Raw genomic sequence first — 25173 nt, 5'->3', positions numbered from 1 at the left:
AAATGGATTGCATTGTTTTCACGATGAGAAAAGCCATCGCCCAGGCGGTGACAAAGGAGGGCTTGGAATGATTCAGTTATATGATGGAGGCGCGTACCTGGTTCACGGGACAGATGTCGTACCGGAACAGGATGTGGCCAAACTCAGACAGCTCACAGGCAAGACTATTTCGAAAGAAGAAGGGCGGAAGGGGACCATCGCCTATTCTATCTTGAAAAATCACAATACATCAGGGTCCATGGAACACTTGAAAATCAAGTTCGATGCCATGGCTTCCCATGACATTACCTTTGTCGGCATCATCCAGACGGCAAAAGCCTCGGGAATGGAAAAATTCCCGCTCCCGTATGTGCTGACAAACTGTCACAATTCGCTCTGCGCCGTCGGCGGCACGATTAATGAAGACGACCACGTCTTCGGCTTGTCGGCAGCCAAGAAATATGGTGGCATCTTCGTTCCGCCTCACGTTGCCGTCATTCATCAGTACATGCGTGAAAAGATGGCCGGTTGCGGCCGCATGATCATCGGTTCCGACAGCCATACGCGCTATGGCGCCTTAGGGACCATGGCCGTCGGCGAAGGCGGCGGCGAGCTGGTCAAGCAGCTCTTGTGCGATACCTATGATATCGCCTATCCTGGCGTCGTCGGCGTCTACCTGACGGGGAAACCGAGCCCGGCCGTCGGCCCGCACGACATTGCCATCGCCATCGTCGGTGCCGTCTTCAAGAACGGCTATGTCAAGAACAAGGTCATGGAATTCGTCGGTCCTGGCGTCGCTTCCATGACGACGGATTACCGCAACAGCGTCGACGTCATGACGACGGAGACGACCTGCCTGTCGTCGGTATGGCGGACCGATGAAGACACTAAGGCCTATTTAACCCAGCACGGCCGCGGCGATGCCTATAAGGAATTGAATCCGGCCGACGTCGCCTACTATGACGGTATGATTTACATCGACCTGAGCACGATCAAGCCGATGATTGCCATGCCCATGCATCCCAGCAACGCCTTTATTATTGATGAGCTCAATGCCAATCTGGAAGATATCCTCCACGAAACAGAAGAAGCCATCAACGGCCGCATGAGCAATAAAGATTTGAAATACAGCCTGACCGATAAGATCCAGAACGGGAAACTCCAGGTCCAGCAGGGCGTCATCGCCGGCTGTGCCGGCGGCAACTACAGCAATGTCATGGCTGCCGCCCACATCCTGAAACAGGCTTCCTGCGGTAATGGCAATTTCACCCTCGACGTCTATCCGTCGTCGCAGCCGGTCTACCTCGACCTGGTCCGCAAAGGTGCTGTCGCCTCTCTCCTGGAAGCCGGTGCCATCTTCAAGACGGCTTTCTGCGGCCCCTGCTTCGGCGCAGGCGATACGCCGGCCAATAATGCCTTCAGCATCCGCCATACGACGCGTAACTTCCCGAACCGCGAAGGTTCCAAGCCGGGCAACGGCCAGTTCGCTTCCGTCGCCCTCATGGATGCCCGTTCCATCGCCGCGACAGCAGCCAATGGCGGCGTCCTGACCTCGGCCGAAGGTTATATGGACGACTACGTCGAAACACCTTACGATTACGATGACCAGCCCTATGCTACCCGCGTCTACCAGGGCTTCGGCCAGGCCGATGAAGGCGCTTCCCTGGTCTATGGCCCGAACATCAAGGATTGGCCGGACATGGAACCCCTGGCCGATTCGGTCCTGCTCAAGGTCTGCTCGAAAATCCTCGACCCGGTCACGACGACAGACGAACTCATCCCGTCTGGCGAAACGTCGTCGTACCGGTCCAATCCCCTGGGCCTGGCGGAATTTACCTTGTCCCGCCGCGATCCGGAATACGTCGGCCGGGCCAAAGCCGTCGACAAAGTTGAACGGGCCCGCCTGGCCGGCGACTGCCCGGCCGGTGTCGATCCGGCCTTGAAAGACGTCTTTGCCGTCTTGCGCGCTCATTTCGGCGACGTTTCCATGAAAGACGTAGAAATCGGCAGCATGATCTACTGCATCAAGCCCGGCGACGGTTCAGCCCGCGAACAGGCTGCCAGCTGCCAGCGCGTCCTCGGCGGCCTGGCCAACATCTGCCAGGAATATGCGACCAAGCGCTATCGTTCCAACGTCATCAACTGGGGTATGCTGCCCTTCCAGATGGAAGGCAAACCGGACTTTGAAATCGGCGATTACATCTATGTACCGGACGTCAAAAAAGCCCTCGACGGCGATATGAAAGCCATCAAGGCCTATGTCGTCGGCAAGGACTTGTGCGAATTGTCGCTGTACATCGCTCCCATGACGGACGATGAAAAGAAGATTGTCAAAGCCGGCTGCCTCATCAATTATAATAAAAAACGCTGATTCATTCATCGAAACTGTCGGGAAAAGCGCGGCTTCCTTCTTTTGGGGACGTGTGGTAGTGATTTTTCCAGGCCCGGTAGAACGTCGAATAATTGGTGAATCCGCAGTCATAGCAGATTTCCGTCAAAGCCCGCCCCTCCTGCATGAGGTGGCGGGCTTTTTGCAGCCGTTTCGTCGTGATGTAGCTGGCGGCGGTCATGCCCGTCTCGGCCTTGAAGAGGTGCATGAGGTAATCGGGGCTCATGAAAAAGGCCGCGGCCAGGCTGGAAATGGACAGGTCGCCGCTCAGGTTTTCTTCGATATAGGCCAGGATGCGGCGTATCTTTTCATTCTGATGGCCTTTCTGGACGACGTGGAGCTTGTCTTTCTGCAGGGCCCGCGTTAGGTGGATCATGAACTCCGTAAACAGCGTTTCCTGCAGGAGCGGGCTTTCCGGGCCCATGTCGGCCCAGGCCCGGCGCAGGCGGCACGATACATTGTATAAATTGTCCGCTTCCTGGGGCTGGCGCAGGATGGGTGCGTTTTCCCGCGTGAATATCTGCCCGGCCGGACAGCCGCGGCGTTCATAGCCCTGTAAGTAAGATGGAGAAATATAGGCTATGATGCGTTCGTAGACGGCATCGCCATAGATGATGGGGCGGTGGATCCTGCCGGCCGGGATGACGACGATGTCGAAGGGCTGCAGGTCGTAAGCCGTCCCTTCCACGTCATACGACACATGGCCCCGGAAGAAAAGGGTAATCTTGTCGAAGTCGTGATAATGATAGGGGCAGGTCCACTGCCGCTTGTCCGAGAGATGGAAGAGTTTCAGTTTTTCTGCTAAATAACCGGTTTTCTGAGCCATGGCCGTGTCACCTCGCCTGATATGCGTATAACAGGATTTGCAATATAAACAGCATTATTTTCATATATTTGCCACTTTCCGCTATTGTATAATAACAACTGTAAGGATTCAAGTAAGCAATGAAATCAGAAATAGATATTTTTTATGGAGGACTCAACTATGAAATTCGTAAAAATGCACGGTTTAGGCAATGACTTCGTCTTTTTGGAAGATAAGAACGGCGCTGACAAGGATTTTTCCCAGCTGGCCATCAAGATGTGCGCCCCTCATACGGGCATCGGTGCCGACGGCATCATCGTCATCGTGCCGAGCGATAAAGCCGACGTCCGCATGCGCATCATCAATGCCGACGGCAGTGAAGCGGAAATGTGCGGCAACGGCATCCGCTGCTTTGCCAAATACGTCTACGACAACGGCATCATCGACAAGAAAGAATTTGCTGTCGAAACCCTGGCGGGCATCATGAAACCGAAAGTCACTGTCGGCGACGACGGCAAAGTCAGCCTGGTCACGATCAACATGGGCAAACCCTTTACCGACCGCGCCCAGATTCCCATGGAAGGCCCGTCGGGTCCGGTCATCGATGAACCCATCGACATTGACGGCAAGACCTATAAGATCACCAGCCTGCTCATGGGCGTCCCCCACACCATGACTTACGTCAAGGATGTCGATGCCGTCGATCTCCATGAATTGGGCCCGAAATTTGAAACGTATAAAGCCTTCCCGCGCAAGACCAACATGAACTTCGTCCAGGTCATCGACGACCACACCATCAAAGTCCATACGTGGGAACGCGGTGCCGGGGCCACCCTGGCCTGCGGAACCGGCTCCTGCGCCTGCGCCGTCGGCTCTTTCCTGAACGGCTTCACCGGCCGCAGCGTCGACGTCCAGCTCTACTTGGGCACGCTGCACATCGAATACAACGAACAAGACGGCAACGTCTACATGACCGGCCCGGCCGCCGTCACCTTCACCGGCGACTGGCTGGAAGCGTAGGGACCGCGGGGCGGCCCGCTGTTAGCAGCTAGCAGTCAGCCGTTCGTAGGGGACGCCTAAAAGGCGTCCCGCCTGAATCTTGTGAATAATGCGTTCTGCAGTTCGTAGGGGCTCGCATGTGGTGCCCCCTACACTGTAAAATACGAATCACTAAAAAGGGCTACTATCTACTAGCTACTAACCACTAACCACTTAAAAGGCGCTGTCTTCATGCGACAGCGCCTTTTTTCACAGACAGGAGAAAAAAATGGACATGTTTTCTATCCGCAAGGGGGCCTTTATCGACAGGCCCAACCGTTTCATCGCCCATGTCGCTTTGGATGGGGATATCGTGACTTGCCATATGCCCAATCCCGGCCGCATGTGGGAACTGCTCTTTCCCGGCGTCGCTGTCTATATCCGGCCGGCAGCCAATCCCAAGCGGCGGACGGCTTACGACGTCGTCGGCATCGAGCGCGACGGCATCCCGATTCTGCTCGATACGCAGTACAATAATGATACGGCGGCCTGGCTGGTCCAGGAACACCGCATCCCCGGCTGGGAAGACTGGGACCTCATCCGCCGGGAAGTCACCGTCGGCGACAGCCGCTTCGACCTCCTCCTGGGACGGGGAGAAGAACGCTTTTTCGTCGAAGTCAAGTCGTGTACCCTTTTCAGCCGAAACGGCGCCATGTTCCCCGATGCCGTCACCGAACGGGGCCGAAAGCATATCCTGGAACTAGCCGCCATGAGTCGTCAGGGCATCCATACGGGCGTCTTGTTCTTGGTCCATTGGGACCGGGCCCGCTGGTTCCTGCCGGATTATCATACGGATCCGGCCTTTGCCCAGGCCTTTTATGAAGCGGCACCGCACCTGGACTGGAAAGCCCTAGCCCTGCACTGGGACGGCTCCTTTTCCCGGCCCGGCGTAGCCGGTGTGTTAGCGTATCCCCAGGCTATCCTGGAACGGGAGAATCACGACGGCGGTGATTATACATTCATCCTGCACCTGCCAGAAACGAAGGATATCGTCATCGGTTCCAAAGGGAGCTTCCATTTCCCGGCCGGCTACTATGTCTATACCGGGTCGGCCCGGAAGAACCTGGCTGCCCGCCTGGCCCGGCACAGCCGCAAGCGCAAGAAGATGCACTGGCATATCGATTACCTGCGGCAGGAAGCGGACGTCGTCGCCGCCCTGCCCATCCGGACGGCCGATGACCTGGAACACGACCTGGCACGGGCCGTCGGCGCCGTTTCCGACTGGTCCATCGACGGCTTTGGCTGCACGGACTGTACGTGTCCGTCCCATCTCTTCGGCTTTACGGTCAATCCCATCCATTACCGGCCCTTCATCCAGATTGTCGAAGATTTCCGCATGAACCGCCTAGACTCGTCTATTTTTTATGCTATAATGGGGTAAATCACAATTTGCTAGGGGGAGATAAAGACATGGAACGCGCACAAGCATTGGCTTTATTGCAAAAATATAATCAGGAACCGTTTCACATCATGCATGCTCTGACCGTCGAAGGCGTTATGCGCTGGTATGCCCAGGAACTGGGCTATGGCGACGACGTCGATTTCTGGGGACTCGTCGGCCTGCTCCACGATGTGGATTTTGAAAAATATCCGGACCAGCACTGTAAAAAGGCGCCGGAACTGTTGAAAGAAATCGATGCCGACGACGCTTTCATCCACGCTGTCGTTTGCCATGGCTATGGCATCTGTGTCGACGTCGCACCGGAACACTTGATGGAAAAAGTCCTCTTCGCGGCCGACGAATTGACGGGCCTCATCTGGGCTGCCGCCAAAATGCGTCCGTCCAAGAGCACGAAAGACATGGAAGTCAAGAGCCTGAAGAAGAAATTCAAAGATAAGCGCTTCGCCGCTGGCTGTTCCCGGGATGTCATCAAACAGGGGGCAGAAACCCTGGGCTGGGACTTGAACGACCTCTTTGAAAAGACGATTTTAGCTATGCGCTCCTGTGAAGACGGCGTCCGCAAGGAATGTCTGGAACTGACAGGCGTAGAAGAATAAATAGGAGGAAACCACTATGAAATTACGTAAAATGATGATGACCACTGTAGCCGCAGCCATGCTGACCCTCAGCGCTGCCGGCGCATCCTTCGCATCGGGCTTGGGCACGATCAATGCCGGTGCTCTCTTGCAGCAGCATCCGCAGTACGCTAAGACCATGGCTGCTTGGCAGTCCGACGTCAAATCGGCTCAGCAGGATTTCCAGAAAGAATTAAAAAAGACCAACGACAAGGCCGCTCAGCAGGCACTGGTACAGAAATATAACACCAAACTGAACCAGCAGCGCATCGCCCTGTTCTCGCCCTTGGAAAAGGATATCCTCGCTAAGACTCAGGCCGTCCAGAAAGAAAAAGGCCTGGACTACGTCGTCCTCTCGGGCTCCGTCGTCATCGGCCAGGCCCAGGACATCACCAAAGACGTCGCTGCTAAATTGAAATAATACCCATAGCCACTAACCACTTAAAAGGACTTGTCGCATGGCGGCAAGTCCTTTTGCATTCATGGAATTTCCAAAACGGGCAAAAAGCGCAAAGGTTGTCTTAGGGCGTTATCTTTTATTCCCTATGGCTCTAACGTATGATAAGGGTACGAAATGAGTCATTCGGAAACTAAAAGAAAAGGAGAACAAGTAGATGGAAATTGTTGCTATCGTCCTAAGTTTATTTTTACTTGTCACATTTGCTTATCGCGGATTTTCGGTTATTTTGTTTGCGCCGATTTTCGCCCTCTTTGCAGCCAGCTTTTCGGGGCTGCCGATTTTACCGGGGTATACGGAATTGTTCATGGCTAAAGCCGTTACCTACATCAAATCCTTCTTCCCGGTCTTCCTCCTCGGTGCCGTTTTCGGCAAGGTCATGGAAGAAACGGGCATGGCCCGCAGTATCGCTATGGAAACGATCAAGCTCATCGGGAAAGATAAGGCTGTCTTCGCCGTCGTCTTCGCCTGCATGATCCTCTGCTATGGCGGTATTTCCATGTTCGTCTGTGCTTTTGCTGTTTATCCCTTCGCTGCCGCTCTGTTCCGCGAAGCTGATATTCCGAAACGTTTGATTCCGGCCTGCTTCGTTGCCGGCGTCTTCACGGCTACCATGGACTGCTATCCTGGTTCGCCGCAGATCCAGAACATCATCCCGACGATTTATTTGGGAACGACGACTTTTGCCGCTCCAATCTTAGGTTTGATTTGCGGTACTTTATTGATCGTCCTCTGCTTCATTTACCTCGAATTTCGCCGCAAACAGATGGCCCGTTCCGGCGAAGGCTATGGCAACCATACCCTCAATGAAACGGTCATCGATCCGGAAGCTTCTCTTCCGCCCTGGCAGTTGTCCATCATTCCGCTCATCGTCGTCCTGGTCCTGAACTTCTACTTCTCCATGATTTTCCAGTGGGATGAATCCTTATTAGAACCGTTCCGCGCCATGAACGTGCCCCTGTTGGCTAAAGGCGTCCACAATGTCGTCGCTATCTGGGCCCTGGTCCTCGGCCTCTTGGCTGCTATCATCATCGCCGCTGCAACGGGCCGCAAATTCATGTCCAAGAACACCAGCGTCAAAGCTGCTCTTAATGCCGGCGCTCTCGGTTCTCTGCTGGCTATCATGAACACGGCTTCCGAAGTTGGTTACGGCAACGTAATTTCGTCCTTGCCGGGCTTCATGGAAGTCGCTGATGCCCTCCTCGGTATCGGCCAGGGCATGCCGTTGTTCAACGTCGCCTTGATGGTCAACATCCTGGCTGGTATCACCGGTTCTGCTTCCGGTGGTTTGAGTATCGCCCTCGATATCTTTGGTCAGCACTTCCTGGCAGAAACAGCTGCTGTCGGTATTCCGGCTGAAGTCGTCCACCGTATTGCAGCCATGGCTTCCGGCGGTATGGACAGCCTGCCCCATAACGGTGCTGTCATCACGACCTTGGCTATCTGCGGTCTGACTCATCGCGAAGCTTATAAGGATATGTTCGCCATTACCCTCTTGAAAGTAGTCGTCGCCTTCTTCGGCGTATTCTTCTACATGTTAACTGGTATTGTATGATTGGTTATTAGCGGGCCGCCCTTTGGGACGGCCCCTACAAATGCTAACCACTAGCCACTAACCACTCAAAAAGGCGCTGTCTTCGAGGACAGCGCCTTTTTCATTTCCCTTCTTTCAAATCAGCGGCACAGACTTTTCCGATGCGTGTGAGCAGGTTCAGTAGTTCCTCCCGCTCTTCTGGCTTAAAATCTTTAAAGACCATGTCGTTCAGTTCTTCGATACGCTTCTGGACCGGTTCTTTGATGGCCATGCCGGCAGCCGTCGGTTTGACGCGGATGCTGCGGCGGTTATTGGGGTCGAGGATGCGGTCGATGAGGCCTCGCTTCTGCATCCGGTCGAGGACGCCGGAAATGGTGGAGTTTTCGACGCGCAGGATGTTGGCAATTTCCTTCGGCGTCAGCGTTTCATCTTTCCAGAGACAGGCCAGGACGCCGTATTGTCCCGGTGTGATGCCGAACTCGGAAAGGTTTTCGGAGAAGATCAAAAAGACTTCATGTTGTGAAATGGTTAGCAAAAAATTAATGCATCTCGTGTAATCCACAGGATATCTGCCTTCCTTCTGACAATATTTCGTATTCCTAATTAGTTTACATTTTATCATATTTTTGCATATCTATCTAGTAAGTAGCTTTTATTTTTGCCTTGCCGTATAATAAATGTGAAAACATGCAAAGGAAGGGTTTTATGAAACGCAAGCAGATTTTTGGCTTTGATTATACCAATAACGAGTATATGAAAATCTTCATGTACCTTCTCGTCGGCGGCTCGGCGGCTCTCTTGGAATGGTCGCTTTTTTATATTTTCTTCCGGCTGTTGTCAGCCGGTGCTGTGTTTTCGATGCAGACGCAGACCGTCCTGGCTGCGACGACCCTGGCTTTTGCCTCGTCGACTCTATATCATTATGTGCTCTGTAACCGCTTTGTCTTCGACAGCGGCAGCCGCTATCACCGCGGGACGGAAGTGTCCCTGGTCTTCGTTGTCAGTGCCATCGGCCTGGGCTGGAATCTCCTGCTCATGTGGCTGTTTACGTCACCGGCTATTTTAGGGCTGAATCCGATGGTGTCGAAAATCATGGCCAGTGCCATCGTTACCGTTTGGAATTATGTGTCGCGTAAGAAATGGATTTTTAAGTAAGGGGGTGTCTCTATGGCACGAGCAGCACGCGTTATGGAAATTTTACAAGATATGATTCATATTGACAGCGAGACGAATACGCCTAAAGAACGACAGATGGAATTATACCTGCAGCAGTTCTTTTCTCATCTCGATGACGTCGCCAGCGGCCTCATCCACGTACCCGACGATAATTGCCAGCGGTCTGTCGTCTACGGCCTCGTCCGCGGCAGTACGGGCCATACGGTCATTTTCATGAATCATCACGATGTCGTCGACGTAGAGTCCTATGGCTATCTGCGGGACCAGGCCTTTGACCCGCAAGGGCTGTATAAGGCACTGGAACGGGCTCCGCTCAGTGAGGACGTGCGCCGGGACTGGGAAAGCGGGGAGTGGCTCTTTGGCCGCGGCTCCTGTGACATGAAAGGCGGCGCGGCTGCGCAATTAGCCGTCTTTGAGGATTATGCAGCCCATCCGGGCAAGGCCAGCCTGATTTATTTATCCCTGCCTGATGAAGAAACGTATTCGGCCGGCATGCGGACGGCCATTACCCTGCTCAATGAATTGCGTTCTTCTTATGGCCTGATCTACGATATCCTCATCGACAGCGAACCGAACCATAAAGAACAGGGGAAACTCGTGGCTTACACCGGTTCTGTCGGCAAAATCCTGCCCGTCGTCCTGGTCCAGGGCAAACCAGTCCACATCGGCTGCTATGATAAAGGCATGAATCCCGTCGGCGTCCTGGCCCACCTCATCGCGGCGACCGAAGGCAGCCGGGAACTGACCGACAGCTGCGATGGTGAACAGACGCCGCCGCCGGCCTGGGTCTATCTGCGGGACCGCAAGGAACGGTACGACGTGACCCTGCCCCAGCGCGTAGCTGCCGCCCTGAACCTGCTAACTTACGACAAGACACCGGACGATGTCATGTATGTCCTTTTGGAAGAAACGCGGCGGGCCGTCCATGACTTGCAGCAGACCATGGGCAGCAATCTGCCCGTCTCCGTCTGCAGTGCCGATGAGCTCTTGCAGCAGGCTGCGGCCTACCCCGGCTTCGACGTCTTCTATGAAGCGGCTAAACAGGCTTCTTTCGTCGCCCTGCAAGACGGGCGCAGCACCTATGCCGAAGAAACGATACACCTCTTGGAGCAGATTCTCGATTTCACGGGCATGACGGCGCCGATGGCCGTCGTCGCTTTTGCGCCACCTTATTATCCGGCAGCCGACAGCCTGTCTTTCCCGACGCCGGCCTTTACAGGCTTGCTGGAAAAGATTTCCTCGATGATGGATGTCCGCTTTGAACGCTATTTCAACGGCGTTTCCGATTGCAGTTACTGCTGCGTCGACCCCGATTTTGACGAAGGCATGGTCGAAAAGAACTTGCTCCTCTGGGGCAAAGCCTATCCCTTTGACTTGGAAAGTTTGAAAAAATTGCAGATTCCCTTCCTCCTCCTGGGACCGTGGGGCAAGGACTTGCACGAACGGACAGAACGCGTCCATATTGAAAGCGTATCGCAGAAATTGCCTCATATCCTCGATACCATCATTTCTTACGTCGGCCAGGCTGAATTATAAAATGTATGATGGTCGGTCAAGACATTACTAAAAAGCATGAAATAATGTAACCCATTTGTGACAATGATATGATATACTAGAACATAATAATGTCATAGGTGGCACTATTAAATACCAATAGGAAGCTGGGATTTATGATGAAAAAGAAATCTTTAGTATTGGCTGCAGTCATGGCAGCCTGCGCTACTTCCTTTGCTTTCGCTACGCCGCAGACGCAGTGGAACCAGGGACAGTGGCAGCTCGATTTAGGCGCTTGGAACCCGAAAGCAGAAGTTGACTCCAGCAACTGGAAAGACAGCGATTTCCAGGAAAAAACGGACTCTAAATGGAACTTCCAGGGCGGCTTGAGCTATGGCCTTACCGACAAATGGGGCTTGCAGTACAACTACTATGGCCTCAAAACCAAGTACAACGGGGACCATGACAACTACAAGACTGATGGCGATGAACACGAAGTAAACCTCGTTTACTCCATCAACAAGAACTTCGCTGCCTTCGCCGGCTGGAACCGCATTAAGAACGAAAGTGAAGATGTTAGCCAGACGAATAACGTCGCTCAGATCGGCTTGATCGCCAAAGCTCCCCTGGCTAAGAACCTCGACTTCTACGCTAAAGGCGCTGTCGGCACTAAGAAGACGACCATGTGGGAAGCTGGCCTCGGCTACAGCATCACACCGGACCTCGACATCAGCGCTGGCTATCGTTACTTGAACACCAAATTGGCTGATGAAGGCGACAACACATTTGGTGCATTGAAAGACGACGCTAACATCTCCTACAAAGGCTTCATCGCTGGCCTCTCCTATCGCTTCGGCGGCGGCCACAAAGAAGAAGCCCCGGCTCCGGAACCGGTTTACACACCGGAACCGACTCCGGCACCGGTCGTTGAAACGCCGGTCCAGAAGAACGACTACTACGTTGAAAGCGTTCACTTCGGCTTCGACGAAGACCAGCCGCTCGCTTCCGAACGCGCTAAGATGGACCACTTCGTCCAGGTTGCTAAAGCAAACCCTAGCGATACGTTCAAACTCGTCGGCAACACCGATGCCAAAGGCTCCAACGCTTACAACGATGACCTTTCCAAACGCCGCGTAGATAACGTAGCAGCATATGCTGAAAGCCAGGGCGTACCGGCTTCGCAGATGCAGCTCGACTACAAAGGCAAAACGGACCCCGTCAGCACCAACGACACCGAACAGGGCCGCGCTGACAACCGCCGCGTAGATATCTGGCAGAATCACTAAGTTTAGTGGCTCGTGGCTAGTTGTTCGTGGCTAGTGAAAAAGAAGCTGTCGCATAGCGACAGCTTCTTTTTTTCTGTAGGGGCTCGCACGTGGTGCCTCCTACAAGATGCTAGCCACGAACCACTAGCCCCTAACCACTAAATTCCCTCAAAAAGGGAATTTATCCTTGCCAAACTTCTGTTTTCACGATATAATAATGTAGCTAACTTAATAAAAGTACTGGTGCGTGGTAATCCGCCGGGGCTTGTGCAATGGGAACCTATGAACCTTGTCAGGTCCGAGAGGAAGCAGCAATAAGTAGACCTTTCCATGTGCCACGAGGAAACCTGGCGGGTTATCATACACGAGTACTTTTCAGTTGGTAAAAGCAGCGGTTAGCTGCTTTTTTTCGTATACGGAAGGGAAAGACTCATGGCATATATTGCATTATACCGCAAATGGCGGCCGAAGGATTTTGAAGATGTCGTCGGCCAGTCCCATATCACGGAAACCCTGCAAAAAGCGATAGATACGGACAAAGTAGCCCATGCTTACTTGTTTTCCGGTCCCCGCGGGACGGGCAAGACGAGCACGGCTAAAATTTTTGCCCGGGCCATGAACTGTGTCCACGGGCCGACGTCCCACCCGTGCAATGAATGTGAAGTCTGCCGCCACATCATGAGCGGCGAGTCCCTGGATGTCGTCGAAATCGATGCCGCTTCCAACCGCAGCATCGAAGACATCCGCACCTTGCGGGAAACGATTAAATTCATGCCGGCTGAAGGCCATAAGAAGATTTACATCATCGATGAAGTCCATATGCTGACGACAGAAGCTTTCAATGCCCTTCTGAAGACCCTGGAAGAACCGCCGGCCCATGTCATCTTCATCCTGGCGACGACGGAGCCGGAACGGATTCCCATGACCATCTTGTCGCGCTGTCAGCGTTATGAGTTCCGGCGTATTACCAGCGAGGATATTGCCAAACGCCTGCTCTATGTGGCCGGACAGGAACAGATCGACCTGACCAAAGGTGCTGCCCATATCCTGGCCGTCCAGGCCGACGGCGGCATGCGCGATGCTTTGAGTATGCTCGACCAGTGCGTCAGCAACACGAGCGGTACCATTGACGAAGGCGTCGTCCGCGATTTGCTAGGCCTCATCGGCAAAGACTGGCTGTTTTCCCTGGCTCAGGCCATTTTCGACGGCCAAGGCGATGTCATCATCAAGGCTGTCGACGACGTCATCCATATGGGCAAGGAGCCGCGGGTCATCTTGATGGAGCTGCTGGCTCATTTGCGGGCCGTCATGCTCTGCCAGGCCGCGTCATCTTCCGACACCCTTTCGGCTTACGACGACTGCCTCGACGAGTTGCGTAAACAGGCTGGCGAATGGACGCCAGCGGCAGTTTTTCAAGTCCTGGCCATTTTACAGCAGGCACTGCTGACGGCCAAGACGTCGCCGGTTCCGCGCATTGCCGTGGAAATGGGGCTGCTCATGGCAGCGCGGCAGCTGAATCAGCCGCCCGTTGTCCCCGTTGCAGCGGCTTCTGCCGCCAAGGCTCCGGCTAAACCGGCTAAAACTGCTGTGGCAGAAAAGCCGGAAGTCGTCCCAGTTCCGGAAGAGGACGATTACAGCGGCGGCTACGGCCTGGAAGAAGCTGTTCCCTTTCCAGAAGAAGAGTTTACTTCACCTGGACCCACCGTTGGCCAGGCACCGGTACAGGAAGCTGCGGCCGCTATGCCCCAGCCTGCTCGTCCGCCTGTGCCACCGGCACCGCCCCGGCCCGAGCCCGTGAAGGCGGCCGCTCCGGCTGCGAACGTACCCGCTCCGGCACCGTCCCCGGCAGCGCAGCCTGTCGCATCGGCCGAATACCAGGACGTCTGGAAAAAGATGTGCGCCATTCTCGATAAAGAAAAGAAGAAAGCCGTCTTGTCCTGTATTCGCAACGGCCGCGTCGTTTACATCGGCGAAGGCCAGGTCATCGTCGCCTTTAAGACGGCCTTCATGGTGAAAAGGGCCAACCGGGAAGATTACTATAAGTTTACCGATGCTGCCTTATCCCAGATACTGGGCGGTACGTACCACATGCAGGGCTTTTTGGAAGGTGATGCCGAACTGGATGGGTACGAAAAAAAAAAGAGTAACCTGACCCGGCCGGCGGAACCTGAACCGCTGCCCGAAGAGGATATTCCAGTTCCTGCGCCATCTCAAGAAGCAGCTAGTTCCAGCGATGAAACGGCATGGCAACCGGCTTCCATCGAGGATATGGATGAAGCCGAACGAGCCGCCTTGGGACCATTGCTTAAAAACGTAGGAGACTGTAATATATATATAGAAAATAAAAAATAAGTTTACACAAAATTAGGAGGAAAACAAATGTTTGGTGGAAATATGCAAGGTATGATGAAGAAAGTACAGAAAATGCAGAAAGAAATGAAGAAACTGCAGGAAGATTTGAAGAAACGCACTGTCGAAGCGACCGTCGGCGGCGGTGTCCTGACCATCGTCATGAACGGTGAAAAGAACGTCGAAAGCGTCCACATCGACCCGAGCATCATCGACCCGGAAGACGCTGAAATGCTGGAAGACCTCATGGTCGCTGCCGTCAATGAAGCCAACAAGAAAGTGGACGATATGATGGCTCAGGAAATGAGCAAGATCACCGGTGGCATGCACCTGCCGGGCATGTTTTAATGGATACGCCATTAGATAAGCTGACGGAAGAGTTCCGCCGCCTTCCCGGCATTGGCGTCAAGACGGCACGCAAGCTGGCCTACTATATCGTCCAGCAGCCGGCCAGCCGTGTCGACGAATTTGTCGATGCTATCCGCGATGCCAAAGCGAATATGCACTTCTGCTCGGTCTGCTTCAACTTATCGTCCCAGGATCCGTGCCCGATTTGCAGCGACATCAGCCGCGACCGCTCGACGATCTGCGTCGTCGAAACGCCGCAGGATGTCCAGGCCATTGAACGCAGCGGCGATTACCACGGCTTATATCACGTCCTGCACGGGGCCTTATCGCCTTTAGACGGCGTCAACGTCGAAGACCTGCGTATCCGCGAGCTCCTGCAGCGTCTGGGGAATACGACGGTCAAGGAAGTCATCTTGGCTACCGATCCTGACGTAGAAGGCGAAGCGACGGCGTTATACCTGGCCCGCCTCATCAAGACGGCCGGCATCCGCGTGACCCGCATTGCCCGCGGGCTTCCCATGGGCGGCGACATTGAATATGCTGACGAAGCGACGCTGGCTGGTGCCGTTGCCAATCGGCAGGAAATGTGAGGGTATTATGGAATATCTATGGATAGCCGCAGGCGTTTTTGTCCTGTTCTTAGTGCATAAGCTCATCTTGGCACCGATGCGCCATTTACTGGTCAATGTCGTCGTCGGCCTCATCGTCCTGTACGGTGTCAACCATTTTGGCTATCTTTTTGGCTTCCAGCACGTCCCCATCACCATCGGGACAGGCCTCATTATCGGCCTGTTCGGCTTGCCCGGGGTCGTACTGGTTACCTTGTATTACACGTTTTTTTAACCTACGCGAAGAGGGGATATCGTGAAATTGAAAAAATGGGCCGTCCTTGCCTGTACGGCTGCCTTGGCTGTATCAGTCCTTTCGGGCTGCGGCAACAGCGTGTCTACGAAAACTGAAACGGTTTCCAAGTCGGATCATCCTGTGGCTCTGACGCTGGATGCCAATATTACGGCTTTACATATGACCAATATCGTGCCGAAACTGTCGGGGAAACTCGTATCGACACCGTTGGCCGTCGGCCAGGAAGTCAAGGCTGGCGACGTCGTCGTCCAAGTCGATTCGGCACCGTATCAGCAGAGCGTCAGCCAGGCTGAATCGCAGCTTGTCGCTGCTTCATCGGCTGCGACGCCGACGTATAAGACCGTTACCGTACCGGCTGCCAGCAGCGGCGGCGGTGGTGGCGGCGATAACAGCGGCCACCGGGCGGAATTGAAGGCCTGGTATAATATGGGGGCCTTATCGAAAGTCGAATACAATCAGATGATGGCTGATGCTGGCGGCTCTTCAGGTTCTTCTCAGGGCGAGACGACTCAGACCGTCCAGGTCCAGGAAGCGCCGGCTGTGGACCATGAAAAAATCGCCCAGCTGCAGCAGGCCGTCCAGGCTGCCCGCGATATGTTAGGCAATACGACGATTTATTCGCCCATTGACGGCCGTGTCACGGCCGTATCGGATAATCCGTCTGTCGCCGTCGCCGGCAATGTCCTGGCTACGATTCAGCAGATGTCGCCGTTAGTGGCGACCTTTGCCATTCCTGAAATGTACATTGACGCTTTACAGGATGCCAAAAAAGACGGCAGCCTGCAAGTATCTATCATTGCCGCTTCGGGTGAAACGGAAACGGGGGAACTGACCTATCTGGCAACGACCAAGGATCCTTCGACCGGTTCTTATATGGCCAAGGTCACTTTCAACAACGCCAAGAACCTGTTCGTTCCCGGTGAATTTTATCACGTCCGCATCGCCACGCCGAAAGAAGTGTCCCAGATTACCGTTCCCAAGACGGCGGTCCGGACCAAAGACAGCGGTGACTTCGTTTACATCGTCAATGACAGCGGTCTGGCCGATGCCCGTTCCGTCCTGACTGGCGATGAAGAAGATGGCCGCGTCGTCATCCTCGACGGCCTCGACGAAGGCGATGTCGTCGTTGCCGATCCGCCGGATTCGCTGGAAATCGGCATGAAAGTTAAATCGTAATTCCAAGGAAGGTGAGAGCCAGTGGCAAAAGAAGAGCATCACAGCAGTTTATTGAAGTCCTTGGAAAAGAGCCTCGACGTCCTCGACCTCTTCGTGGAATGTAATACCGGCATGACCCTGAAGGACATTGCCGAACACACCCACTTGAATACGTCGACGGCCTTCCGCATTGTAAACACCTTGGAGCGGCGCCAGTATTTGACCCGCAACGATATGTCCAAGCAGTACCGCCTCGGTCCCCGAGCCCTGGCGCTGGGCTATTCGTCTCATTGGACAGAGAATGTCATCACTTTGGCCAAACCTTATTTACGGCGTTTACAGCAGTTGTTTAATGAAACGGTCAGCATTTACATTGCCGAAGGCGACTGCCGCATCTGCCTGGACCACGTCGAAAGCACCCATTCCCTGCGCCGGGTCATCCCCATCGGGGAGTCCCTGCCGCTCTATAAGGGGGCTGCCGGCCGGGTCCTGCTGGCCTGGACGAGCGATGACGAACGCAAGCGGTACATTGAAAAATACGGCAATATTTCTGAAGAAGAGTTCGCGGCCATCCGCCATAATGGCTATGCCATGACTCAGGATGAAAGCGAACACGGCTTATTTGCCCTGTCGGTACCTATCTTCAATTTTGAGGGCCAGGTCATCGCCTCTTTGACTATCGCCGGGCCGTCTATGCGTTTCTATGACTCGATCCGTCAGAAAATGCTGTTCACCATGAGCCAGTATGCCTATGAGATTTCCCATTCCCTGGGCTACCGGAAGAAAGCATGACCGGCCGGAAATGGAGGGCTGACGAATTTTGCGTCGACACCAGCGTACTGGCCCCGCGCCTGCTGGGGCAGTACCTCATCCATGAAACGCCACAGGGCCTCTGCAGTGGCCTCATCGTCGAGACCGAAGCTTATGGCGGCTGTTACGACGGCTTTGCCGACGACGGAGCCCATAGCTTTCATGGCCTTACCAAGCGGACGGCACCGATGTTCCACGCCGGCGGCATCAGTTATGTCTACCTGATTTACGGCATGTACTGCTGCTTCAATGTCGTCGCCGGTCCGGAAGGACAGGGCCAGGCCGTGCTCATACGGGCTGTTGAACCAGCTGAAGGGACTCCGCTCATGGTACAGCGCCGGAAGGCGAAGAAAGTCAGCAAGAATCTGACTAACGGGCCGGGAAAACTTTGCCAGGCCCTGGCTATTACGCGGGACCAGAACGGTCTGGATTTGACCGGTGATGAACTCTATCTGGCCCATCCGCTGCGTCAGGAACCTTTTTCTATCGTTCAGACGACGCGCATCAATATTGACTATGCCGAACGGGGAAAGCATTTTCCCTGGCGGTTCTATATAAAAGACAATCCTTATGTGTCTAAATTGTAATCCTAGTTAGGGGGAGATTACTATTATTGAATTTAGAGAAATCCGTTTGGAAGATAAACCCATTATAGATGACTATTTTCATCAGAAAAGATATGAACAGGCTGATGCTACCTTTATGACGCTATTTGCCTGGCAGAAGCCCTATGAAATCCAGTGGGCTGAAGAAGACAATGTCCTCTACATCCGCTCGGGCCGCGGCAAGAAACAGTTCTGGATCCCGCCTTTCGCCCGCAAAGACGGCAGTTTCGCTAAAGGCGTCCTGCGCATGCATGAATGGTTCGAAGAACACGGCTATCCTTTCTTGATGAAAGGCGTCACGCCGGCTGCTGTCGAACGGATCAAAGCGCTCTGCGAAGACTGTTACGACTTCACGCCGGACCGGGACAATTATGAATATGTCTACCTGACGCAGAACCTGATTAATCTGTCGGGCAAGAAATACCGCCAGAAAAAGAATAACCTCAACCATTTCCGTAATCAGTATTTCGGCAACTGGGAATACGTCCCCATTACGGAAGATATCTTCGATGAATGTCTGGCCGCTGAACAGTCCTGGTATGACCAGCATGAAGCCGGCGATGAAGACGATGAACTCTTAGGCGAACGCCATGCCATCGAAACGGTCTTTAACAACTGGGAAGTCCTCCAGCCGACAGGCGGCGCCATCCGCATGTATAATAAGATCGTCGCCTTCTCCATCGGTGAAATGCTCAACGATGATACGGCTATCATCCATTTTGAAAAGAGCGATCCGACCATCCGCGGCCTGTACCAGGTCATCAACCATGAATTTGTCGTCCATGCCTGGCCGCACACGACGTACATCAACCGCGAAGAAGACATGGGGATTCCCGGCCTGCGCCATTCCAAAGAATCGTATAATCCGGATCACTTCGTCGAAAAATACGACGTCACACTGCGCCAGAAATAAGGGGGCCTTTCTATGCACTTCCGTTTAGCGACTGAATCGGACCGGGGCCTCGTCGAAAGCCTTTGGGACTATTGTTTCGAACACCGGGAAGATCCGTTTTTCCAGTGGTATTTCAATCATTTTTATCGGCCTGAAAACGTCCTCATGGGCTTTGAAGGCGATGATATGGCCTGCCTGACCCATCTCAATCCGTATACGCTGTGCCTGCGCGGCAAAGCCATCGACACGTCGTATATCGTCGGTCTGGCAACGCATCCTGCAGCCCGGCGCAGCGGTGTCGGCGGGAAACTGTTGACGGCAGCCCTAAAGGAAATGAAGCGCCGCGGCCATTACATTCACATCCTCATGCCCAGCAAGGCCGGTTTCTATCAGCCTTATGGCTATGAACTCTATTGTCATCAGTGGAAGGAAACGATGCCCCTGGAAGCCTTGCGGCCTCTGACGGACCGGACCGTGCGCTATGCCTTTGTCAACAGCCCGGATCAGTGGCCTTATCTGGCCGCCGTTTATGAAGGCTATACGAAGGGCCTGTCCGGCTATGCCCTGCGCGATGAACAGAGCTGGCGGAGCCATATCGAGGCCCAGCTGGCCGAAGGCAATATCGCTGTCTGCTTCGATGGGGATGAACCGATTGGCTATGCCTTCTATCAGCTGGGAGAACCGACCATCATCAGCGGTGAATTTGTTTACACCTGCCGCAAGGGAAAACGGGGCCTCTTAGGCTATATGTACAACCACCGTTCTCAAGGCGAGGCCTTCCAATGGAACGAAGGCATCCATGACCAGTCCTATCGCTTTTATCCCGACGGGAAACAGGGCCATGAAACGATGCCCTTCATGACGGGCCGCATCGTCGATGTCAAAGGGGCCTTGGAACAGCTTCCCTACCAGACCGACGGTACGGTTACCTTCCATACGGAAGACCCCTTGGCGGATTGGAACTGCGGGACCTTTACCTTGACAGTAAACAATGGTAAACCCGTAGTTACCCAAGAAAAGAATGAGCAGGCCGACGTTACCCTGCCCATCGGTACCCTGGCTTTATTAGCCTTTGGCGCCATGGATGTAAACGACCTGGTTTTCAATGAAAAACTACAGGGAAATGAACAGGCCCTGCAAACCCTGCAGGCCCTCTTCCCGACCGAAAAAAACTGGATCAACGAGTGGTATTAGTGTCTTTTGTGGTTCGTTGTTAGTGATTCGTGGCTCGTAATCCGTAGGGGATTATACAAATCCATGGCGGGCCGCCCTTTGGGACGGCCCCTACGAAACCATTCACTAGCCACTAACCACTAACCACTAACCACTTAAAAATAGGCTGTCGCATAAGCGACAGCCTATTTTTTTACCGATAAACAGTGTAAACGACCACACTGGTTACGAGGAACACGGCGGTATACACCAGGAAGAGTGTGATCAGGGTATGGCGGCCGATGTTGGCGACGACCCGCCAGCCGCTCTTCATGCCGCCGGCCAGCATGACGTACAGGGAGTGGCCTGTGCTGGCCGGGACGTGAGCCGCTTCTCCAGGAAGAGCTTGGTACGTTCCTTCTACGACGGGATGATTTCCGTGATAGGACAGGTTGTTTTCTAAAATGCCGTCCGGGTTGGAGCGGATGTAGTCGTGGACATATTCCGTATGGCCGTCTGGGGCGATGCGGGTATAGCCGTTTACATGGTGGTAACCGGACGGCGCTTTGACTAAGCCTTCGTGGCTGACGACGCCGTCATGGGCAAAGGCGCTATCGTGGGCGAAGCCGTCGGCCATGCCGTCGACGACGCCGCCGGCAGCGGCTTTCAGGAAGGGCAGGACCAGGGCGATGATGACCAGGGGGATACTGCCCATGATGTTCAAAGCACCTGACGAGGAGTAACCATTCCGATAGAGCCAATACAACAAGAGCTGGAAGACGAAGGCGATAAGGGCGGCTAAGGCTGTCAAGGCCAAGACTCGAACCAGGAGAGACGCGTGAACGACTGTAAAGAAAACGTGAGGAAACGTGTTTACTATCGTTGCCAAGCCTCGGTAAATCGGCCGGTATAAGGTATTGAGCCAATCCATGCGGAAGTAGAGGACAAAGGCCAGGCCGTAGACCATAAGACCGGCAATGACAGCCCGCCAGTTCTTCAAGATGAAACCGATGCGGGCGATGAAGAGGACGATCATGATGATGAAGGCGACAGGCGCCAAAAAGGGAAATATGGCACAGAGGCCGCCGGCAATCAGGGAAAAGGCGAGCATCATGTAAATCATCTGCCAGGCCGTAACGATAAAAAAGCCGACGAAGCCGCCGATGATGACCCAGGGATTAAAACCGTGGATAAAAGTATACATGAGGATAGCGAAAATCCAGATGGCACTCAAAACATTCTGCCAAGTCGTGAGTTGTGCCGATACCCACTCCCGGCGCGTCATTTGCTGTCTGTCCATAAAATACCTCGCATACGTAGTCGTTACTTTTTATAGTAGAGAAAAAGCTGTAAAAAATCAAGAACATTACAGCCCCTTTTCCTTTTCGTCAAATAGGTGTAACATGAAATTATAATTCCCCTTATTGGCATGGAGGTGTTTCTATGGATTCTTTAGGTTATTTTGGCAAGTGGTTCCCGACAGAACACAAGAAGTATACCGCTATCATCGCCATGATGTATCTTGGCGTGGTAACGACGGTACTGGGTGTGTTGTTTGAATTGGCTCTTCGGGGACTGGAAATGATCGGCCTCTTCGGCGGCCCTGTTGGGATACGGCGGACGATCGATGTCCTGACTTTTTTCAGCGGTCTCAATACACTGGCTTCGCTGGCCCTTTTTGTCATCATGATTTATCTGCTCTATAAGACGCGGGCTTTAGTCTACCTGCTCAAAATGGCCCTTGGCTATTTCGTTGTAGACCTTTTATTGATTTTGATTGCCGACCTTTTCAGTGGGACTGTCGCTGCCATTCTCTGTATTCTGGGTATCATCGCTACTATTTATGTGAATCGCAGACGTTGGCATTATATCAGCAAATACCGCCGCTATATTTACTACGTCGTCCTCAGCTGGCTCATCAGTGCCCTTTGTACGGCGGCTGTCGTCGGCCACATCGTCTATAGTATGACCCAGCTCATGTTTGGCATGACCCGTGGTGGTTATGGGACTTTCATCGGCTATGCCGTCCTCCTGGTCCTGGTCTGGATGATTCCTGTTTTCTGCCAGCATTATATCTATCGCCGGGAAGAACGGCTGGGAACTTCCTTTTACCAAGCCTTCCGTCTCATGAATACCGTTCCTTGGACGGCCGTCTTCTTTATCTTCGGGATTTCGTCGCTGGCTTCTATCGGAACGATTAGTGGTGAAAACATGTTTACATCGTTTGACTTTGACGATACAGGTGACAACCAAGCCAATCTTGAAGATAGAAAAAATGGAATGTCAACGCGGAAAGTAAATGAAGTAAATAAAAAGACCTGCCCGTACTGCGGCCATCCTGTCGAAGGCGATGCCATTTTTTGCAGTCACTGCGGCAAACCCGTCTATACGTGCCCGCAATGCCATCACGTCGTCGACCCGACGGCCAAGTTCTGCCCTTCTTGCGGAACCAGACTGCAGACTCCCGATGCCTCAGCAGGCCCTTTGCCGGACCCTTTTAGCAAGGAAACGGAACCGGCAGCAGCGCCGTTATCTGAGGTTCCCCGCCATGACATTCAGCAGAATATGCCTCCTCAACGGCCTTTGAAGGAACAATTACGGGAACATGGCAAAGTCCTCATCGCCTTAGGTGTCGTCCTGGTCCTGGCCGTAGCGGGCGGTATCTGGTATGCCCATAGTCAGCCTAAAAGCCTTCCTGCCGGTACCGGGACCCATTCGCAGCAAGTTGTCAAAACGGCCGATTCTGAACTCTCTTTAAACGGTGTTTACCTGGGACAAAGCTGGGATGAAGCCAACGACGGGCTGGGACGGGAACTCAGTACCTCCGACAGTAAGGACGGGGCCGTTCACCATAAGTTCACCGATATGGACGTCGTCGTCAAAGACAACAAAGTCATCATGTTGACGTCGTCGTCGCCGGCAGCCCAGAGCAAGCGGGGAATCCATCAGGGAAGCTCTTTCGATGATGTCGTCAATGCCTATGGCGATGACTATCAGGCCTCGGAATACGGAGCCCAGATCCATTACGAATATACTTTTAAGACCGATGACGGGAAAACAGGAATCCTGCGCTTTGCCGTCAGCAAGAACAGCCAGGCTGTCGAATACATCAGCGTCCGCCTGGCCGATGAACAGACGGATGGCGCCAAACAGGCTTTCCTGGCTTATCATAAGGATATTTCCGGGCATCACCTGCAAGAGGCCTTCCAATTGCTGACACCTGATTTCCAGACTTCCGTCGGCGGTTATGATGGCTACGCACCGGGCTATGCCAATACTTTGTCCAGTGACGTTTCCAATATCCGCCAGATCGCTTCCGGCGGTAACAAGACGACCTTTTCCTTTGCTTTGAAAGCGCGGGACCGTATCCCAGGCAGTGCCAAAGTCAAAGTGCAGTATTTCAATGGCCAGGTCACGATGGTCAAAGATGGAGGTACCTGGAAAATCAGTGATATGAGTGCCAAGAAGTCGGGAGAACATGTGGAATAACTGGTATAGTCGTCATAAAGGGAAATTCAAGAAAATAGCCGTCCTGGTCCTCTGCATCGCTGCCGCCCTTTATGGCCTCTGCTTTTACATGAGTTATAAGGCAGCGGACATTTTCAACCAAGTCGTCGCCGAGCGCCAGCTCTTTCCCGGCACGGTAACTGTAGAACGGCTGACGGCGACGCCAGGCGGGACGGTCTCCTTTGAGAACCTGGTGTGGAACGACGAGGACGGCGATACGCTGGTCCAGATCCCAAAAGGCCAGTTCACGGTCAAGTTGAGCGATGTCCTGACCGGCCATATCGGTACACAGACCGTGGAAGACGTGACCTTGGATAATGCCTATATCCATTTGATCTTTAATGATAAAATGGAGTTACAGCATGTCAAGAAAATAAGCGGCCACCAGAGCGGAGATCCGCGGGGTTTCATCAAGGTCACCGGCCCTAAAGGCAATCACCCTTTTAACTGCCATGTCGCCCTGCACCAGAGCGTCATCGAAGCCGAAGCGCCAGGTCGTCATTTTACCATCGGCGATGTCGAGTTCTCTTCCCATATCCATACCAAGGGCAAGACGACCCTTGATCTGCGGGCCGGCCACTTTTCCGGTACTCTCGAAGCCAAGTCCCTGCGCATCCGCGGGAGCCTGGATTTCAAACCGGATACGCCACAGTATAACCTGTCCCTGTTGTTGAACGACTGCAATCCCCGTTCTCTCGGAGCTGGCCTCGACATCGACGACGCGGCGACGGTGTCGGCGGATATCCGCGGCCCCTTGTATGCGCCGGTCATCGACGGGACTTTGAAGATGGACCGCCTGGACATTACGGCCCTAGTCTTTACCGATGTCGTAGGGCAGGTCCACTATGAACAGGGCCTGCTCGATGTGACGGAAGTTACGGCCGGCGTCTTTGGCGGATCCATGAAGGGCCAGGGACAGGTGAACCTGGATGATAGGTCGTATACGGCCGATATGACCGGTTCCCGGCTCAAAGGCGGCATTGCGGCCCACGACCTCTTCCTGCGCTGTGATGTCGACTTGAACCTGCATATGGAAGAAAATAAATCGGCCGGCACGAAAGCCATTTATGGTGATTTCCGTTCCGGTCCGGGCCGCTATCACAACGTACCGTTCCGGGGCATTTCCGGTTCCTTTGCTCAAGATGGCAAGACCTTGAACTTCCGGGACGTCGTCATTTCCATGTTCTTTGGCGACGTATCGACGGATGCCTTTTCCATCGTCAACGGCAAAGTCAAGATAGGGGCCATCAACATCGACTATAAAAACGGCAAGCGGAGCCGCTGGGGAAAGGGCGGCCCGCAGACCATCCGGTGAACATAGATAGAGAAAGGAGTTTT

At 53.7% G+C, this 25173-nt stretch carries 23 protein-coding genes and 1 other RNA gene; 21 read left to right on the top strand and 3 right to left on the bottom strand.

The features are described from left to right. The first annotated feature begins 67 nt into the window (after nucleotides 1-67). Nucleotides 68-2350: a hydratase gene (locus C6362_RS03940; protein ID WP_014015457.1), complete on the top strand. Its 2283-nt coding sequence runs from the start codon at nucleotides 68-70 to the stop codon at nucleotides 2348-2350. 1 nt (nucleotide 2351) lies between these two features. On the opposite strand, the gene C6362_RS03935 is transcribed toward C6362_RS03940, so the two are convergent. After that, complete coding sequence (locus C6362_RS03935; protein ID WP_014015456.1) at nucleotides 2352-3194, bottom strand: AraC family transcriptional regulator; 843 nt, start codon at nucleotides 3192-3194, stop codon at nucleotides 2352-2354. A 159-nt stretch (nucleotides 3195-3353) separates the two neighbouring features. Between C6362_RS03935 and dapF the strand changes: the two genes are divergently transcribed. The 5 genes from dapF to C6362_RS03910 all read left to right on the top strand — a co-directional run bounded on the left by dapF (nucleotide 3354) and on the right by C6362_RS03910 (nucleotide 8239). Beyond that, nucleotides 3354-4193 carry a diaminopimelate epimerase gene (dapF, locus tag C6362_RS03930; protein ID WP_014015455.1) on the top strand — a complete coding sequence of 280 codons (840 nt, stop codon included), beginning with the start codon at nucleotides 3354-3356 and terminating at the stop codon, nucleotides 4191-4193. A 247-nt stretch (nucleotides 4194-4440) separates the two neighbouring features. Next, nucleotides 4441-5592, top strand: coding sequence for a DNA/RNA nuclease SfsA (gene sfsA, locus C6362_RS03925; RefSeq protein WP_014015454.1), 1152 nt, complete (start codon nucleotides 4441-4443; stop codon nucleotides 5590-5592). Nucleotides 5593-5621: 29 nt separating this feature from the next. Beyond that, nucleotides 5622-6209 carry a hydrolase gene (locus C6362_RS03920; RefSeq protein WP_014015453.1) on the top strand — a complete coding sequence of 196 codons (588 nt, stop codon included), beginning with the start codon at nucleotides 5622-5624 and terminating at the stop codon, nucleotides 6207-6209. 16 nt (nucleotides 6210-6225) lie between these two features. Beyond that, nucleotides 6226-6648: an OmpH family outer membrane protein gene (locus C6362_RS03915; RefSeq protein ID WP_014015452.1), complete on the top strand. Its 423-nt coding sequence runs from the start codon at nucleotides 6226-6228 to the stop codon at nucleotides 6646-6648. Between the two features lie 193 nt (nucleotides 6649-6841). Next, the gene (locus C6362_RS03910; protein WP_014015451.1) at nucleotides 6842-8239 is read left to right on the top strand and encodes a GntP family permease; all 1398 of its coding nucleotides are present in this window, start codon (nucleotides 6842-6844) and stop codon (nucleotides 8237-8239) included. Nucleotides 8240-8339: 100 nt separating this feature from the next. Here C6362_RS03910 and C6362_RS03905 read toward each other — a convergent pair whose 3' ends face one another. Beyond that, nucleotides 8340-8780, bottom strand: a complete 441-nt coding sequence (locus tag C6362_RS03905) for a MarR family winged helix-turn-helix transcriptional regulator (protein WP_014015450.1) — start codon at nucleotides 8778-8780, stop codon at nucleotides 8340-8342. Nucleotides 8781-8923: 143 nt separating this feature from the next. On the opposite strand from C6362_RS03905, the gene C6362_RS03900 reads away from it, so the two are divergent. The 13 genes from C6362_RS03900 to C6362_RS03840 all read left to right on the top strand — a co-directional run bounded on the left by C6362_RS03900 (nucleotide 8924) and on the right by C6362_RS03840 (nucleotide 20370). Beyond that, the gene (locus C6362_RS03900) at nucleotides 8924-9373 is read left to right on the top strand and encodes a GtrA family protein (RefSeq protein WP_014015449.1); all 450 of its coding nucleotides are present in this window, start codon (nucleotides 8924-8926) and stop codon (nucleotides 9371-9373) included. Nucleotides 9374-9385: 12 nt separating this feature from the next. Then, a complete protein-coding gene (locus C6362_RS03895; RefSeq protein WP_014015448.1) occupies nucleotides 9386-10930 on the top strand; it encodes a M20/M25/M40 family metallo-hydrolase in 1545 nt (514 codons plus the stop codon). A gap of 134 nt (nucleotides 10931-11064) precedes the next feature. Beyond that, on the top strand, nucleotides 11065-12174 hold the full coding sequence (locus C6362_RS03890) for an OmpA family protein (RefSeq protein WP_014015447.1): 1110 nt from the start codon (nucleotides 11065-11067) through the stop codon (nucleotides 12172-12174). A 177-nt stretch (nucleotides 12175-12351) separates the two neighbouring features. Continuing rightward, an RNA gene (ffs, locus tag C6362_RS03885) (signal recognition particle sRNA large type) lies at nucleotides 12352-12545 on the top strand. A gap of 40 nt (nucleotides 12546-12585) precedes the next feature. After that, nucleotides 12586-14505, top strand: a complete 1920-nt coding sequence (gene dnaX, locus C6362_RS03880; RefSeq protein ID WP_014015446.1) for a DNA polymerase III subunit gamma/tau — start codon at nucleotides 12586-12588, stop codon at nucleotides 14503-14505. 27 nt (nucleotides 14506-14532) lie between these two features. After that, nucleotides 14533-14850 (top strand): YbaB/EbfC family nucleoid-associated protein, encoded by a 318-nt coding sequence (locus C6362_RS03875; protein WP_014015445.1) that lies wholly within the window; start codon nucleotides 14533-14535, stop codon nucleotides 14848-14850. Next, nucleotides 14850-15440 (top strand): recombination mediator RecR, encoded by a 591-nt coding sequence (gene recR / locus C6362_RS03870; protein ID WP_014015444.1) that lies wholly within the window; start codon nucleotides 14850-14852, stop codon nucleotides 15438-15440. Before C6362_RS03875 ends, recR begins: the two co-directional genes overlap by 1 nt. Before the next feature lie 7 nt (nucleotides 15441-15447). Beyond that, on the top strand, nucleotides 15448-15693 hold the full coding sequence (locus C6362_RS03865; protein ID WP_014015443.1) for a pro-sigmaK processing inhibitor BofA family protein: 246 nt from the start codon (nucleotides 15448-15450) through the stop codon (nucleotides 15691-15693). 21 nt (nucleotides 15694-15714) lie between these two features. Continuing rightward, on the top strand, nucleotides 15715-16890 hold the full coding sequence (locus C6362_RS03860; RefSeq protein ID WP_014015442.1) for an efflux RND transporter periplasmic adaptor subunit: 1176 nt from the start codon (nucleotides 15715-15717) through the stop codon (nucleotides 16888-16890). Nucleotides 16891-16911: 21 nt separating this feature from the next. Further along, on the top strand, nucleotides 16912-17661 hold the full coding sequence (locus C6362_RS03855) for an IclR family transcriptional regulator (protein WP_014015441.1): 750 nt from the start codon (nucleotides 16912-16914) through the stop codon (nucleotides 17659-17661). Next, on the top strand, nucleotides 17658-18266 hold the full coding sequence (locus tag C6362_RS03850) for a DNA-3-methyladenine glycosylase (protein ID WP_014015440.1): 609 nt from the start codon (nucleotides 17658-17660) through the stop codon (nucleotides 18264-18266). Before C6362_RS03855 ends, C6362_RS03850 begins: the two co-directional genes overlap by 4 nt. 46 nt (nucleotides 18267-18312) lie before the next feature. Then, nucleotides 18313-19197 (top strand): DUF2156 domain-containing protein, encoded by an 885-nt coding sequence (locus tag C6362_RS03845; RefSeq protein WP_014015439.1) that lies wholly within the window; start codon nucleotides 18313-18315, stop codon nucleotides 19195-19197. Nucleotides 19198-19209: 12 nt separating this feature from the next. Further along, entirely contained in the window at nucleotides 19210-20370 is a 1161-nt protein-coding gene (locus C6362_RS03840) for a GNAT family N-acetyltransferase (protein ID WP_014015438.1), read from the top strand. Between the two features lie 172 nt (nucleotides 20371-20542). Here C6362_RS03840 and C6362_RS03835 read toward each other — a convergent pair whose 3' ends face one another. Continuing rightward, nucleotides 20543-21628 carry a hypothetical protein gene (locus C6362_RS03835; RefSeq protein ID WP_014015437.1) on the bottom strand — a complete coding sequence of 362 codons (1086 nt, stop codon included), beginning with the start codon at nucleotides 21626-21628 and terminating at the stop codon, nucleotides 20543-20545. A gap of 143 nt (nucleotides 21629-21771) precedes the next feature. Between C6362_RS03835 and C6362_RS03830 the strand changes: the two genes are divergently transcribed. Both C6362_RS03830 and C6362_RS03825 read left to right on the top strand, forming a co-directional pair. Continuing rightward, on the top strand, nucleotides 21772-23817 hold the full coding sequence (locus tag C6362_RS03830) for a zinc-ribbon domain-containing protein (RefSeq protein ID WP_014015436.1): 2046 nt from the start codon (nucleotides 21772-21774) through the stop codon (nucleotides 23815-23817). Then, nucleotides 23807-25150 carry an AsmA family protein gene (locus C6362_RS03825; protein ID WP_014015435.1) on the top strand — a complete coding sequence of 448 codons (1344 nt, stop codon included), beginning with the start codon at nucleotides 23807-23809 and terminating at the stop codon, nucleotides 25148-25150. The genes C6362_RS03830 and C6362_RS03825 overlap by 11 nt, the downstream gene beginning before the upstream one ends. The last annotated feature ends 23 nt before the right edge of the window (nucleotides 25151-25173 follow it).

Source organism: Megasphaera elsdenii DSM 20460 (genome assembly GCF_003010495.1).
GTDB classification, from domain to species: Bacteria; Bacillota; Negativicutes; order Veillonellales; family Megasphaeraceae; genus Megasphaera; species Megasphaera elsdenii.
The sequence above is the reverse complement of the archived record's forward strand: the minus strand, read 5'-3'. Positions and strand labels throughout refer to the sequence as shown.

Excerpts from the sequence above, each read along its gene's own strand:
- dnaX (WP_014015446.1), top strand. The coding sequence starts at position 12,586 with ATGGCATATATTGCATTATACCGCAAATGGCGGCCGAAGGATTTTGAA.
- C6362_RS03940 (WP_014015457.1), top strand. The coding sequence starts at position 68 with ATGATTCAGTTATATGATGGAGGCGCGTACCTGGTTCACGGGACAGAT.
- C6362_RS03865 (WP_014015443.1), top strand. The coding sequence starts at position 15,448 with ATGGAATATCTATGGATAGCCGCAGGCGTTTTTGTCCTGTTCTTAGTG.
- dapF (WP_014015455.1), top strand. The coding sequence starts at position 3,354 with ATGAAATTCGTAAAAATGCACGGTTTAGGCAATGACTTCGTCTTTTTG.
- C6362_RS03835 (WP_014015437.1), bottom strand. The coding sequence starts at position 21,628 with ATGGACAGACAGCAAATGACGCGCCGGGAGTGGGTATCGGCACAACTC.
- C6362_RS03890 (WP_014015447.1), top strand. The coding sequence starts at position 11,065 with ATGATGAAAAAGAAATCTTTAGTATTGGCTGCAGTCATGGCAGCCTGC.
- C6362_RS03910 (WP_014015451.1), top strand. The coding sequence starts at position 6,842 with ATGGAAATTGTTGCTATCGTCCTAAGTTTATTTTTACTTGTCACATTT.
- C6362_RS03850 (WP_014015440.1), top strand. The coding sequence starts at position 17,658 with ATGACCGGCCGGAAATGGAGGGCTGACGAATTTTGCGTCGACACCAGC.
- C6362_RS03900 (WP_014015449.1), top strand. The coding sequence starts at position 8,924 with ATGAAACGCAAGCAGATTTTTGGCTTTGATTATACCAATAACGAGTAT.
- C6362_RS03840 (WP_014015438.1), top strand. The coding sequence starts at position 19,210 with ATGCACTTCCGTTTAGCGACTGAATCGGACCGGGGCCTCGTCGAAAGC.
- recR (WP_014015444.1), top strand. The coding sequence starts at position 14,850 with ATGGATACGCCATTAGATAAGCTGACGGAAGAGTTCCGCCGCCTTCCC.
- sfsA (WP_014015454.1), top strand. The coding sequence starts at position 4,441 with ATGGACATGTTTTCTATCCGCAAGGGGGCCTTTATCGACAGGCCCAAC.
- C6362_RS03920 (WP_014015453.1), top strand. The coding sequence starts at position 5,622 with ATGGAACGCGCACAAGCATTGGCTTTATTGCAAAAATATAATCAGGAA.
- C6362_RS03935 (WP_014015456.1), bottom strand. The coding sequence starts at position 3,194 with ATGGCTCAGAAAACCGGTTATTTAGCAGAAAAACTGAAACTCTTCCAT.
- C6362_RS03895 (WP_014015448.1), top strand. The coding sequence starts at position 9,386 with ATGGCACGAGCAGCACGCGTTATGGAAATTTTACAAGATATGATTCAT.
- C6362_RS03915 (WP_014015452.1), top strand. The coding sequence starts at position 6,226 with ATGAAATTACGTAAAATGATGATGACCACTGTAGCCGCAGCCATGCTG.
- C6362_RS03825 (WP_014015435.1), top strand. The coding sequence starts at position 23,807 with ATGTGGAATAACTGGTATAGTCGTCATAAAGGGAAATTCAAGAAAATA.
- C6362_RS03875 (WP_014015445.1), top strand. The coding sequence starts at position 14,533 with ATGTTTGGTGGAAATATGCAAGGTATGATGAAGAAAGTACAGAAAATG.
- C6362_RS03830 (WP_014015436.1), top strand. The coding sequence starts at position 21,772 with ATGGATTCTTTAGGTTATTTTGGCAAGTGGTTCCCGACAGAACACAAG.